Annotated in this window: 9 protein-coding genes; 6 read left to right on the forward strand and 3 right to left on the reverse strand. The window is 63.2% G+C overall.

The window, feature by feature from the left end; genetic code table 11:
* Nucleotides 1-495 (reverse strand): pantetheine-phosphate adenylyltransferase, encoded by a 495-nt coding sequence (coaD, locus tag N551_RS0111140; protein ID WP_027567050.1) that lies wholly within the window; start codon nt 493-495, stop codon nt 1-3.
* Nucleotides 496-742: 247 nt separating this feature from the next.
* On the opposite strand from coaD, the gene N551_RS0111145 reads away from it, so the two are divergent.
* Complete coding sequence (locus N551_RS0111145) at nt 743-1,000, forward strand: hypothetical protein (RefSeq protein ID WP_027567051.1); 258 nt, start codon at nt 743-745, stop codon at nt 998-1,000.
* Nucleotides 1,001-1,215: 215 nt separating this feature from the next.
* Complete coding sequence (locus N551_RS0111150) at nt 1,216-3,069, forward strand: potassium transporter Kup (protein ID WP_027567052.1); 1,854 nt, start codon at nt 1,216-1,218, stop codon at nt 3,067-3,069.
* Between the two features lie 138 nt (nt 3,070-3,207).
* On the opposite strand, the gene gyrA is transcribed toward N551_RS0111150, so the two are convergent.
* Both gyrA and N551_RS0111160 read right to left on the reverse strand, forming a co-directional pair.
* Nucleotides 3,208-5,952: a DNA gyrase subunit A gene (gyrA, locus tag N551_RS0111155; protein WP_027567053.1), complete on the reverse strand. Its 2,745-nt coding sequence runs from the start codon at nt 5,950-5,952 to the stop codon at nt 3,208-3,210.
* Nucleotides 5,953-6,323: 371 nt separating this feature from the next.
* Entirely contained in the window at nt 6,324-6,821 is a 498-nt protein-coding gene (locus N551_RS0111160; RefSeq protein WP_007590726.1) for a single-stranded DNA-binding protein, read from the reverse strand.
* Nucleotides 6,822-7,278: 457 nt separating this feature from the next.
* On the opposite strand from N551_RS0111160, the gene N551_RS0111165 reads away from it, so the two are divergent.
* The 4 genes from N551_RS0111165 to N551_RS36540 all read left to right on the forward strand — a co-directional run bounded on the left by N551_RS0111165 (nt 7,279) and on the right by N551_RS36540 (nt 13,272).
* Nucleotides 7,279-8,061 carry an outer membrane protein gene (locus N551_RS0111165; RefSeq protein ID WP_027567054.1) on the forward strand — a complete coding sequence of 261 codons (783 nt, stop codon included), beginning with the start codon at nt 7,279-7,281 and terminating at the stop codon, nt 8,059-8,061.
* Nucleotides 8,062-8,294: 233 nt separating this feature from the next.
* Nucleotides 8,295-8,984, forward strand: coding sequence for an outer membrane protein (locus N551_RS0111170; RefSeq protein ID WP_027567055.1), 690 nt, complete (start codon nt 8,295-8,297; stop codon nt 8,982-8,984).
* 275 nt (nt 8,985-9,259) lie between these two features.
* On the forward strand, nt 9,260-12,244 hold the full coding sequence (gene uvrA, locus N551_RS0111175) for an excinuclease ABC subunit UvrA (protein ID WP_027567056.1): 2,985 nt from the start codon (nt 9,260-9,262) through the stop codon (nt 12,242-12,244).
* A 14-nt stretch (nt 12,245-12,258) separates the two neighbouring features.
* Nucleotides 12,259-13,272, forward strand: a complete 1,014-nt coding sequence (locus N551_RS36540; RefSeq protein WP_051462688.1) for a toll/interleukin-1 receptor domain-containing protein — start codon at nt 12,259-12,261, stop codon at nt 13,270-13,272.
* The last annotated feature ends 78 nt before the right edge of the window (nt 13,273-13,350 follow it).

The raw sequence follows: 13,350 nt of genomic DNA on the forward strand, positions 1-13,350 counted from the left end.
TCAGGCGAATTTTGCCTTGAGCTGGGCCGCAACCAGCGGCGGGACGAAGGTCGAGACATCCCCGCCCATGGCTGCGATCTGGCGCACCAAAGTGGCGGTGATCGGGCGGACCATGGGAGAAGCCGGCAGGAAGACCGTATGCACCTCGGGCGCCATCGCCTCGTTCATGCCGGCGAGTTGCATCTCGTAGTCAAGGTCGGTGCCGTCGCGCAGGCCCCGGATCATGATCGTCGCCCCGTGCTTGCGCGCCGAGGTCACCGACAGATCGTCAAACGTCGCGGCTTCGAGCACGCAGCCTGCCTGGGCCGCCACCGGCCCGCAGACGTCGTGGAGCATCTTGAGCCGCTCCTCGGTCGAGAACAGCGGCTTCTTGCCGGGGTGGACCCCGATCGCGACAACGAGCCTGTCGCACAGCGACACGCTGTGCCGGACCACGTCCAGATGGCCGTTGGTGATGGGGTCGAAGGAACCTGGATAGAAGGCAATGCGCGGCATGGCCACGTCCTACCGCGCCCGGCCCGGCCCGGCAAGCCGGTCGGGTTCCCTGGCGGTTTTTCCGCAAAACTGTGTCGGAATGCGCCGAATTGTTTCGTCCTGAGGGGGCCACGAAACAAAACGGGGCGAGAACGAAACCATTTCCCACGTTCGCGAAGACGTCCGGAAACTGGCCATGGTTACTAATCCGGCCAACGAACGACGGGCCGCACAACTGGGCGTAGCGGCCGCATCACAGGGGACTGTCATGATCAAAGCTCTTTCGGCGATCGCCATTTCTGCGTGTGTTGCTGCCGCCCTCACCCTCCTGCCCGGCTTCGCCCCGACCGTCGAGGCGAGCGTGCCGCAGCCGCTCGCCAAGAGCGACCGGCTCGATATCCGTGCCGTCGGCAAGGACTGCTCGCAGCAGGCTTGGCCGAATTTCGAGGCGTCGTGCCTTCGCCAGGCCGGCACCAAAGCCAACATCCGCGAGGCTCGTCTCGTGACCGCCAACCGCACTCCGTAGCGGGATCTGTCAGTTTCGCGTCAGGAATCCTCGCGATAAGTCCCAACGATAAACCCCAAAGATGACCCATGGATATTTGCGACGTCCCGTCGCAGACTGCCCGATGCTCGCGTCCGCCGGAATGACCCGTCGGGCGCGATCCCATCGAGGGGTCGCCATTGTCCAGTACGCCCGCAGTCGCCTCCGGCCATCAACCTGATCCACTGCCGCTTGCCATGACCATGGGCGCCCTCGGGGTGGTCTATGGCGATATCGGCACTAGCCCCCTCTATGCCCTGAAGGAAGCCGCCAAGGCCGCCGCCCACGGCGGCACATTGACGAATGATGCCGTTCTGGGCGTTGCGTCATTGATCCTCTGGGCGCTGTTGCTGATCATCTCGCTGAAATATGCGCTGTTGATCCTGCGCGCGGACAACCGCGGCGAAGGCGGCATCGTCGCACTCCTGGCGCTGCTGCACGCGCGCAACGCCCAGCCCGGCACCTGGCGCGCGCATCTGCTGGTCGTCGGCCTCGTCGGCGCCGCGCTACTGTACGGCGACGGCGCGATCACGCCGGCGATCTCGGTGCTGTCAGCCATTGAAGGTCTGAAGGTCGACGCCCCCTCGCTCGCGCCGGTGGTGGTGCCCGTGACCGTCATCATCCTGATCGGACTGTTCATGATGCAGAAGCAGGGCACCGGCTTCATCGGCCGCATCTTCGGACCGGTGATGCTGGCCTGGTTCTTCGTGCTGGCAGCGCTCGGCGTCCACGGCATCGTCAAGGCGCCGGCTGTGCTGGCGGCGCTGAGCCCGCTCTATGCGTTCGACTTCCTGATCCACCAGGATTTTCATGTCTCCTTCGCGATCCTGGGGGCGGCCTTCCTCGCGGTGACCGGCGGCGAAGCCATGTATGCCGACATGGGGCATTTCGGCCGCCTGCCGATCCGCCTGGCCTGGTTCGCGATCTGCCTGCCCGCGCTGGTGCTGAACTATTTCGGTCAGGCCGCGCTGCTGATCACCGACCCTACCATGATCGAAAATCCGTTCTTCCAGCTCTGCCCCGACGCCCTGCACTATCCGCTGGTCGCATTCTCGGCGGTCGCGACCGTGATCGCCTCGCAGGCCATCATCTCGGGCGTGTTCTCGCTGACGCAGCAGTCGATCCAGCTCGGCTTCCTGCCGCGCATGCAGATCCGTCACACCACGAGCGCAGCGATCGGCCAGATCTACGTGCCGTTGGTGAACTGGCTGCTCGCCGCCGCAACGCTCGGCGCCGTGCTGAGCTTCGGCAGCTCGGAGGCGCTGGCCGGCGCCTACGGCATCGCGGTGTCGCTGTTGATGGCGATCACCACGCTGCTCGCTGCCCTGGTCGCGATCCAGTGGGGCTATTCGCCATGGCTCGTGGTGGCCGTGAACGGCTTCTTCTTCGCAATCGACGTAATCTTCTTCTCGGCCAATTCGATCAAGCTGTTCGAGGGCGGCTGGTTTCCATTGATGCTCGCGGCCTTCGTCGCCTTCCTGATGCTGACCTGGCGCAGCGGCGTGAAGCTCGTCGAAGCGGCACGCGCGAAGCTGCGCCAGCCCGAGGAGGATCTGATCGAGACCGCAGTCAACAAGTGCAGCGCCAGACTCCCCGGCACCGCCGTATTCCTGGCGTCGGCGCCGCGCGGCGTGCCGCTGGCGCTGACCCAGTTCGTCAAGCACAACCACGTGCTGCACGAGCGCATCGTCCTGGTCACCGTGCTGATCGAGGAGCTTCCTCACATCGCCGACGAAGACCGCACCGAGGTGATCGAGATCATTCCCGGCATTACCCGCGTCATCCTGCATTACGGCTTCATGCAGAACCCGACGATCTACGAAGGACTGACCCTGGCCTGCCGCCACGGCAAGCTGCCCGGCATCGACCTCTCCGACATCACCTATTACGTCGGCCGCGAGACCATCATCCCGCGCGAGGACGTGCCGGGCATGTGGGTCTGGCGCGAAACCATGTTCGCCTTTCTGCAGCGCAACGCCGAACGCTCAGCCGCGTTCTTCGGCGTGCCGACCAAGCAGGTGGTGGAGTTCGGCACGGAGCTGGAGATTTAGCGCAATTCGTAGCCCGGATGGAGCGACTTGTCCGCCGTAGCTCTGAGAGCGAAGGCGGAGGCGCAATCCGGGACTCTCTGCGCGGCGCAAGAAACCCGGATTTCGCTTGTGCTCCATCCGGGCTACGGGGGTGACGCATCACTCCCCGTTTGCGTCTCCGTTCGCACCATTCCCGCTCTCGGCCTCTTCCGTGATGTGCTCGACCGAGACGACGTGTTCGTCCTCGGCGGTGTCGAACACGATCACGCCCTGGGTCGAGCGGCCGGCGACGCGGATGCCTTCGACCGGGCAGCGGATCAGCTGGCCCTTGTCGGTGACCAGCATGATTTGATCAGCGTCTTCCACGGGGAAGGATGCGACCAGATTGCCGTTGCGGTTGTTGACGCTCATGGCGACGATGCCTTTGCCGCCCCGGCCCGTGGTGCGGTACTCGTAGGACGAGGTCCGCTTGCCGTAGCCGTTGACGGAGACGGTCAGCACGACCTGCTCGGCCGCCGACATCTCGATGTAGCGCTCCTGGGCGAGCTGGAAGCTGCCGGAGGTCTCTTCGGCCTCGGCGTCCGCCGCCGGCTCCTCGGCCGCAGCTTCGCCAGCGACCGCACGACGCATCTTCAGATACGCCGAGCGCTCGTCGGACGTTGTCTCGACGTGGCGCAGGATCGCCAGCGAGATCACCTTGTCGCCCTCGGCAAGCGCAATGCCGCGCACGCCCATCGAGGTGCGGCCGGTGAACACGCGCACGTCGGTGACGGGGAAGCGGATGCACTGGCCGCCGGCGCCGGTCAAAAGCACGTCGTCGTGCTCGGTGCATATCTGCACGTCGACGATCGCTTCGTTGTCGTCGAGTTTCATCGCGATGATGCCGGAGCGGCGGACATCGACGAAGTCGGACAGCTTGTTGCGCCGGACGTTGCCGCCTGTCGTGGCGAACATCACGTCGAGATTGCCCCAGGTGGACTCGTCCTCCGGCAGCGGCATGATGGTGGTGATGCGCTCGCCCTGCTCTAGCGGCAGGATGTTGATCAGCGCCTTGCCGCGCGCATTCGGCGCGGCCATCGGCAGGCGCCAGACCTTGATCTTATAGACCTGGCCGCGCGAGGAGAAGAACAGCATCGGAGTATGCGTGGACGCCACGAACAGCCGGCTGACAAAATCCTCGTCGCGGGTCTGCATGCCGGCCCGGCCCTTGCCGCCGCGGCGCTGGGCCCGATAGGCCGACAGCGGCACGCGCTTGACGTAGCCGGCGTGAGAGACGGTGACGACCATGTCCTCGCGCTGGATCAGGTCCTCGTCCTCGACCTCGCCTTCCTGCTCGATGATGACGGTGCGGCGCGGGGTGGCGAACTCGGCCTTCACTTCGGCGAGTTCGGACTTGATGATTTCAAGCACGCGGTCGCGCGAGCGCAGGATGTCGAGATAGTCGGCGATCTCGCCGGCGAGCTTGTCGAGCTCCTCGCGGATTTCGTCGCGGCCGAGTGCGGTGAGGCGTTGCAGGCGCAAATCGAGAATGGCCCTCGCCTGCTCCATCGACAGCCGGATCGTGCCGTTCTCGCTGATGCGGTGGCGCGGATCGTCGATCAGCGTCAGCATGTCCTCGACGTCCCGGGCGGGCCAGTCGCGTGACATCAGGGTGTCGCGCGCGGTCGTCGGGTCGGGCGAGGTCCGGATGACGCGGATCATCTCGTCGATATTGGCGACCGCGATGGCGAGACCGACCAGGATATGGGCGCGATCACGGGCCTTGGCCAGCAGGAACTTGGTGCGCCGCGTGACGACCCGCTCGCGGAAGTCGACGAAGATCGCCAGCAGGTCCTTCAGATGCATGATCCGAGGACGGCCGCTGTCGAGCGCCACCATGTTGACGCCGAAGCTCGTCTGCAGCGGCGTGAACCTGTAGAGCTGATTCAGCACCACATCCGGCACGGCGTCGCGCTTCAATTCGATGACGACGCGGTAGCCGTCGCGATCGGATTCATCGCGCAGGTCGCCGATGCCCTCGATCTTCTTTTCCTTGACCAGCTCGGCGATGCGCTCGACCATCGTCGCCTTGTTCACCTGGTAGGGAATCTCGGTGATGATGATCGCCTCGCGCTCCTTGCGGATGGTCTCGATCGCGACCTTGCCGCGCATCATGACCGAGCCGCGGCCGAGGTGATAGGCGGCGCGGATGCCTTGCCGTCCGAGGATGACGCCGCCGGTCGGGAAATCCGGTCCCGGCACGATGTTGATGAGCTCGTCGATGGTGAGCGCAGGGTTGTCGATCAGCGCGACGCAGGCGTCGATGACCTCGCCCAGATTGTGCGGCGGGATGTTGGTCGCCATGCCGACCGCGATGCCGCCGGCGCCATTGACGAGCAGGTTGGGGAACTTGGCCGGCAAGACCGACGGTTCGGTCTCGTTGTTGTCGTAGTTCGGCTGGAAGTCGACCGTGTCCTTGTCGATGTCGGCCAGCAGAGCCAGCGCCACCTTCGTCAATCGGGCTTCGGTATAACGATAGGCAGCCGGGGGATCGCCGTCGACCGATCCGAAATTGCCTTGGCCGTCGATCAGCGGCACGCGCATGGAGAAGTCCTGCGCCATCCGGACCATGGCGTCGTAGATCGACTGGTCGCCATGCGGATGATATTTACCGATGACGTCACCGACCACGCGGGCGGACTTGACGTACTTCTTGTCCGGCGTGTGCCCCTGCTCGTTCATCGAGTACAGGATGCGGCGATGCACCGGCTTCAGACCGTCGCGGGCGTCAGGCAGCGCCCGCGCCACGATCACGCTCATGGCGTAGTCGAGATAGGACTTCTTCATCTCCTCGAAGATGGAGACGGGGCGAATATCCGAGGGTTGCGCCGGCTGGTCGCCGGGCTTGTCGTCGTCGTCAGCCAAGGGGAAATCCGGTGAGGTTTTATCTGGGAATCATATAGCGCATCGAGCCTCTGATAACCACCCTCGCGGCGATCTGGGAAGCGCTTTTTCCGCCTATTTTTCCAACAACTTAAGCCCTTGCGATCGGTGTCTTGGACAGCCCCCGTATCGACCTTGCAAAATCGCCGATCACGCGTCGAAAATCGCGCGGCGAGCTTGCCCCGTCAGCGCGCTTGCCAAGCCGCAATCCGAGCTCACCCGAAACATGAAGCGGGCCCGGAAATCCCGAGCCCGTCCTGCCGATTAGTGGGATTTTCTGACACGAGATGAGAAGCGCCGCCCATCCGGCCGGCGCGTCGCATTGAGACTCCGCGTTCTCAGAGCGGGATCGCTCAGAACGGGATATCGTCGTCCATGTCGCTGTTGCGGCCACCGCCGCCAGCGGCAACGGGACGGCGCGGTGCGCTGCTGACCGGACCGGAGGAGCCGAAATCGCCGCCCGGCTCGTCGCCGAAGCTGCCGCCTCCCCCACCGCCGCTACGACCGTCCAGCATCGTCAGGGTCGAGTTGAAGCCCTGCAGCACGACTTCGGTCGAGTACTTCTCGACGCCGCTCTGGTCGGTCCATTTGCGGGTCTGGAGCGCACCCTCGACGTAAATCTTGGCGCCCTTCTTCAGATACTGTTCGGCGACCTTGCAGAGCCCTTCATTGAAGATCACGACGCGGTGCCACTCGGTCTTTTCCTTGCGCTCGCCGGTGGCCTTGTCGCGCCACGTCTCCGAGGTGGCGACGCTCAGGTTGGCGATCGGCCGCCCGTCCTGGGTGCGGCGGATTTCAGGATCCTTGCCGAGATTTCCAACCAGAATGACCTTGTTGACGCTTCCCGCCATCTCCGCTCTCCGCTCCGAATGCCACTGAATTCAAGAAGGCCGGTCCGCTCCGCGCGTTCCGCCGTGCCCGTTGAGGCGACCCTATACGCTCGCCGAACGCTTGCGGACGACGATCAGTCCGTCACCCCTCCGGTTATCCCCACATATAGCATCGACCTACTGTTCGTTCCAGATTTGTTCTTGGCGAAACCACCGCATCGATGTGGCGTCGATCGGCCAATGTAGTGCGGGAATGCGCGCAGCGGTTGGAACCTTTGTAGGTTCCTGAAAACGAGAGAAAGAACTTAACATTCAGTGTGTTATGGGTACTCGCAGTGCCCCGTTCTTGTTGCATTTCGGAGACGGACTTTGCCGCCCCGTAGAGCTACGGTTTCCTCGGACTTAGTTCATATGGGCCCTCGCGCCTGATCAGCCGCTTCGGGGAAGAAAGAAGCGGACGAACCTGGGGAGACTGGCAATGAATAAGCTTCTTGTTGGTGCAATCGGTGCAGTGGCGATGGGCCTGTCGGCTCCCGCGATCGCGGCGGATATGGCCCCGCGTCCCTACACCAAGGCCCCCGCGCCGGCGATTGCCACCATCTACGATTGGAGCGGCTTCTATATCGGCATCAACGGCGGCGGTGGCTCAAGCCACACGTGCTGGGACTTCGTCACGCCCGCGACCGGCGTTTTGGTCGGCGAAGGCTGTCACAATGCGACGGGGGGCACCGTCGGTGGCCAGATCGGCTATCGCTGGCAGTCCGCCAATTGGGTGTTCGGTCTCGAAGGCCAAGGCAACTGGGCCGACTTCCGGGGCGACAATGTGAGCACCCTCTTCCCGGGTACCGCTTTGGTGACGGGTGATCGCAACCGTTCCCGCATCGACGCTTTCGGCCTCATCACCGGTCAGGTCGGTTACGCCTGGAACAACGTGCTGTTCTACGTGAAGGGCGGCGCCGCCGTCGTCGGCGACAAGTACGACATCTACGCTGCTACAGGTACGCCCGGCGCGGGCGCGCTGCTGGCTTCGGCGCGGGAGACTCGCTGGGGTGGTACGGTCGGGGCCGGTCTGGAGTTCGGCTTCGCCCCGAACTGGTCGTTGGGCTTTGAGTACGACCACATTTTCCTTGGCGATCGCACGATCGGCTTCACAACGCCCCCGGGTGGGGTCTTCGGCAGCGACCGGATTCGGCAGGACGTCGACATGGGCCTCGTCCGCCTGAACTATCGCTGGGGCGGTCCGGTGATCGCGAGGTACTGATCGAACTGACATCCATCAAAGCAAGGCCGGCCTCGCGCCGGCCTTTATTCATTGCTGTTCCCGTTGGGGAACCAAAGGTCAGTAATTGCACCATTTTCAGGCCGCTGTGGCTTTCCAGTGACACAACTTGCGGCTTCAATGGTGTAAGTACGGCCTCAGTTGGGCAAGTGAGTCCGATGCCCTTCCCTATCTTGGAAGGCACAATCAGAAACTGGGACTGGGATTAGTTGAAAATGAAAAAGGTTTTGTTGGCTTCGGCCTGTTTGTTCGCTCTCGCTGCCCCGGCCTCGGCCGCTGATCTGGCGGCGCGTCCCTACACCAAGGCCCCGGTGGCCATGGCTTCGGTCTACAACTGGACCGGCTTCTACCTCGGTGTTGTCGGTGGCGGCGCCTGGGAAAATTCCTCGACCGACCCGAAGATGAAGGGCGGCTTCGTCGGCGGTACGGCCGGCTACAACTGGCAGACCGGCAATGTCGTGTTCGGCATCGAGGCCGATGGTGCCTGGGCTGACGTCAGCGCGTCGGTCACCGGCCCCGTTGCCGTCCCCGGCTTCGGCCTCGTCAGCACCACCCTCAGTTCGAAGACCGATGCGATGGGCACCGTGCGCGGCCGCATCGGCTACGCCGTCAACAACGTCCTGTTCTACGGCACCGGTGGTTACGCCTGGATCGACAACAAGCTCAGCATCAGCGCGCTCGGCGTGACCGTTTCCGACAGCAAGTGGCACTCCGGCTGGACCGTCGGTGCGGGCGTCGAAGCGTTCTTCGCTCCGCAGTGGTCGGTCAAGGGCGAGTACCTCTTTCGCAGCCTCGGCGGCGAGACCTACTTCTCGGGCGCCCTGCCCACCGGCACGCTCGAGTTTCACACCGTGCAGGTCGGCGTGAACTATCACTTCGGGGGCCCGATCGTCGCGAAGTACTGATCTTCCTATCGACGCCATCGTGTTACGAAAGGCCGGCCTCGCGCCGGCCTTTTTGTTTGCCGGGCACGTTACTGCGCAGTTCCACCGCCCTGCTCCTGCCAGATGCCGCCAGCGTGCCAACAATCGGTTGACGATTCGCAGACGCCACTGGAAATCCGTCCCCGTTCTTCCTACGTTCGCTCACATACCCATCGGCGCCGATCCCGGTTCCGGGCGAAGCGCGCCTATTCAGTTGGCGCGATCGCGCGCTTTTGGATTCCCTGAGGACCACCAGGATGGATGAAGTGATCAAGGCGAAGCGCCAACAACAGAACGCGGGATCAAACCTGCGCGCAATAACGATCCGTGGCGCGCGCGAGCACAACCTCAAGAACGTCGACGTCGAGATTCCCCGCGATAAGCTGGTGGTGTTCACGGGGCTGTCAGGCTCCGGCAAATCCTCGCTCGCCTTCGACACCATCTACGCCGAGGGCCAGCGCCGCTACGTCGAATCGCTGTCGGCCTATGCCCGCCAGTTCCTCGAGATGATGCAGAAGCCCGACGTCGACCAGATCGACGGCCTGTCGCCAGCGATCTCGATCGAGCAGAAGACGACGTCGAAGAACCCGCGCTCTACCGTCGGCACGGTGACCGAAATCTACGACTATATGCGCCTGCTGTGGGCGCGCGTCGGCGTGCCCTATTCGCCCGCCACCGGCCTGCCGATCGAGAGCCAGACTGTCTCGCAGATGGTCGATCGCGTGCTGGCGCTGCCCGAGGGCTCGCGCCTCTATCTGCTCGCGCCGGTCGTGCGCGGCCGCAAGGGCGAGTACCGCAAAGAGCTCGCTGAATGGCTCAAGAAAGGCTTTCAGCGCGTCAAGATCGACGGCGCCTTCCACGAACTCGCGGAAGCGCCCACGCTCGACAAGAAATTCCCGCACGACATCGACGTCGTCGTCGATCGCATCGTGGTGCGCGTCGACATCGGCCAGCGCCTTGCCGAAAGCTTCGAGACCGCACTGAAGCTCGCCGAGGGCCTCGCCGTCATCGAATATGCCGACGCACCGGCCGCTGCGGCCGCGCCTGCCGAGGAGAAAAAGAAGACCGCAAAGATCCACGACAAGAGCGGACCCGAGCGCATGCTGTTCTCGGAAAAATTCGCCTGCCCGGTCTCCGGCTTCACGATTCCCGAGATCGAGCCCCGGCTGTTCTCGTTCAACAATCCCTATGGCGCCTGCCCCGCCTGCGGCGGCCTCGGCGTCGAGCAGCATGTCGACGAAGACCTCGTCATCCCCGACAAGGAACTCGCCATTGGCAAGGGCGCGATCGCGCCCTGGGCCAAGTCCTCGTCGCCCTATTACATTCAGACGCTGACTGCGCTCGGCAAGCACTACAAGTTCACTCTGACCACCAAGTGGAAGGATCTGCCCAAGAAGACGCAGAACGCGATCCTCCATGGCTCCGGCGAGGACGAGATCAAGTTCTCCTACGAGGACGGCGTCCGCTCCTACGACACCAAGAAGCCGTTCGAAGGCGTCATCACCAACATCAACCGCCGCTATCGCGAGACCGAGAGCGAGTGGGCGCGCGAGGAGCTGGCGAAGTATTTCCACGACGTGCCCTGCGAGGCGTGCCACGGCTTTCGGCTCAAGCCCGAGGCGCTCTGCGTCAAGATCGGCGGCAAGCATATCGGCGACATCTCCGAGATGTCGGTGAAGGGCGCCGGCGCGTGGTTCGAGACCGTTCCGGAGGCGCTGAACACCCAGCAGAACGAGATCGCCGGCCGCATCCTCAAGGAGATCCGCGAGCGCCTCACCTTCCTGCTCGACGTCGGCCTCAACTACCTCACGCTGTCCCGCTCCTCCGGCACGCTGTCCGGCGGCGAGAGCCAGCGCATCCGTCTGGCCTCGCAGATCGGCTCGGGGCTAACAGGCGTGCTCTACGTGCTCGACGAGCCCTCGATCGGCCTGCACCAGCGCGACAACGCGCGCCTGCTCGATACCCTCAAGAGACTTCGTGACCTCGGCAACACCGTGATCGTGGTCGAGCACGACGAGGACGCGATCCTGCTCGCCGACCACGTGCTCGACATCGGCCCCGGCGCCGGCATGCATGGCGGCAACATCATCGCCGAAGGCACGCCCGCCGAAATCATGCGCAACCCCAACTCGCTGACCGGCAAATATCTCACGGGCGAGCTCGAGGTCGAGGTGCCGGAACGGCGTCCGCCGAACCATCGCCGCACCATCAAGGTGGTCAACGCGCGCGGCAACAATCTCAAGAACGTCACGGCCGAAATTCCGCTCGGCCTGTTCACCTGCGTCACCGGCGTCTCCGGCGGCGGCAAGTCGACGTTGCTGATCGACACGCTGTACAAGGCGATCGCCCGCAAGCTGAACAATGCCAGCGAAGGCGCCGCACCGCACGACCGCATCGAGGGCCTCGAGCACATCGACAAGATCATCGACATCGACCAGTCGCCGATCGGTCGCACGCCACGCTCCAACCCCGCGACCTATACCGGCGCCTTCACGCCGATCCGCGAATGGTTCGCCGGCCTCCCCGAATCCAAGGCGCGCGGCTACGAGCCCGGCCGCTTCTCCTTCAACGTCAAGGGCGGCCGCTGCGAGGCCTGCCAGGGCGACGGCGTCATCAAGATCGAGATGCACTTTCTGCCCGACGTCTACGTCACCTGCGACGTCTGCAAGGGCAAGCGCTACAACCGCGAGACGCTGGAGGTCCTGTTCAAGGGCAAGAGCATCGCCGACGTGCTCGACATGACGGTCGAGGAAGCCGCCGAGTTCTTCAGGGCGGTCCCGCGCGTGCGCGAGACTTTCCAGACCCTGCACCGCGTCGGACTCGACTACATCCATGTCGGCCAGCAGGCCACGACGCTCTCGGGCGGCGAAGCCCAGCGCGTCAAGCTCGCAAAGGAACTCTCAAAGCGCGCCACAGGCCGCACGCTCTATATTCTGGACGAGCCGACCACCGGCCTGCATTTCCACGACGTCAAGAAACTCCTGGAGGTGCTGCACGAGCTGGTCGCACAGGGCAACACGGTCGTCGTCATCGAGCACAATCTCGAAGTCATCAAGACCGCCGACTGGGTCATCGACCTCGGCCCCGAAGGCGGCGACGGCGGCGGCGAGATCGTCGCTTGGGGCCCCCCGGAGGACATCGCGAAGGCACCGCGGAGCTATACGGGCAAGTTCTTGGCGCCGGTGCTGGCGAAGGCGCGGAAGCCGAAGCGGCGGCGCGCGGCGAGCGAGGCAGCGGAGTGAGATAGGACCATCAAATGACCGATGATGTTTCGCTAGAGTGGGACTTGTTCATTTCCCACGCATCGGAAGATAAGGAGGAATTCGTTAGGCCTTTGGCAGGGGCCTTGCAACAATTTGGCGTCAAGGTGTGGTACGATGAATACGCTTTGAGCCTGGGCGACAGCTTAAGCCGAAGCGTCGACAAAGGGCTGGCGAACTCCAACTTCGGTTTGGTCGTCCTATCTCCCGCGTTTCTCGCCAAGCGATGGCCCGAATACGAGCTCCGTGGCCTCACTGCTCGCGAGCTTGCAGGCGAAAAAGTCATTCTACCTGTTTGGCACAACGTAAGCCAACAAGAGCTTCTCCGATTCAGCCCTCCACTGGCCGACAAGTTGGCCGTTAAGTCAGATGGGTCAACTCCGCTTCAGGTGGCCATAAAAATCATTGAGGCTATTCGACCGGATTTGTTCACCAGAATCCAGCGCCGCATCGCATATTACCAAGCCGCGGATTCGGCAACGCCCGCTGACGTTCCGACGACAAAATTGAAGACCGCCCCGATTCGACATGAGAGTCTCCCGCCGGCTCTTGTAGGTCGAGTACGACTAATTCGGGCTTCGTTGTTAGATGTGTATCCACATTCGATGGATTTTTGGCTCGATGGGTTCAGAAGGGATAGCCACCCCTCTGACGAGATCGCTCATTGGGAGCACGTCGCGGCGGTGTATCTTGAATATGTGTCCATAAGGAAGCTCCGCTCCAACAAAAAGAAGCACGAAGCTTTCCAATTTATCTCAAATCTATGGAGAAGACGGCAAGTCAAAGACGCCGAACGGGAGATTACTGGCGCGGAAATAATGATCGATCTCTACAAATTCTCTTTGCCTCTTTACGACTTCGACGAACCCGAGTTACCCGAGCAAGCTAGGCCGGATGTTATAGTACCTGCGACACGTCTAAAAGATATGCACGATCGCGAGCATTTTCCGAAGGATTTTCCCGAGGGACTCGTAAGAGCACTCATGCGCGAGTCAGGAAAAACCAAATAGCGCTCAGGGCAGCAACGTCACCCCTTGAAATCGGCCGGAAAAGCGGGGCTCGCCCTGATATCATCGGGCGAGAGCGGC

Source organism: Bradyrhizobium sp. URHA0013 (genome assembly GCF_000518345.1).
Taxonomy (GTDB): domain Bacteria; phylum Pseudomonadota; class Alphaproteobacteria; order Rhizobiales; family Xanthobacteraceae; genus Bradyrhizobium.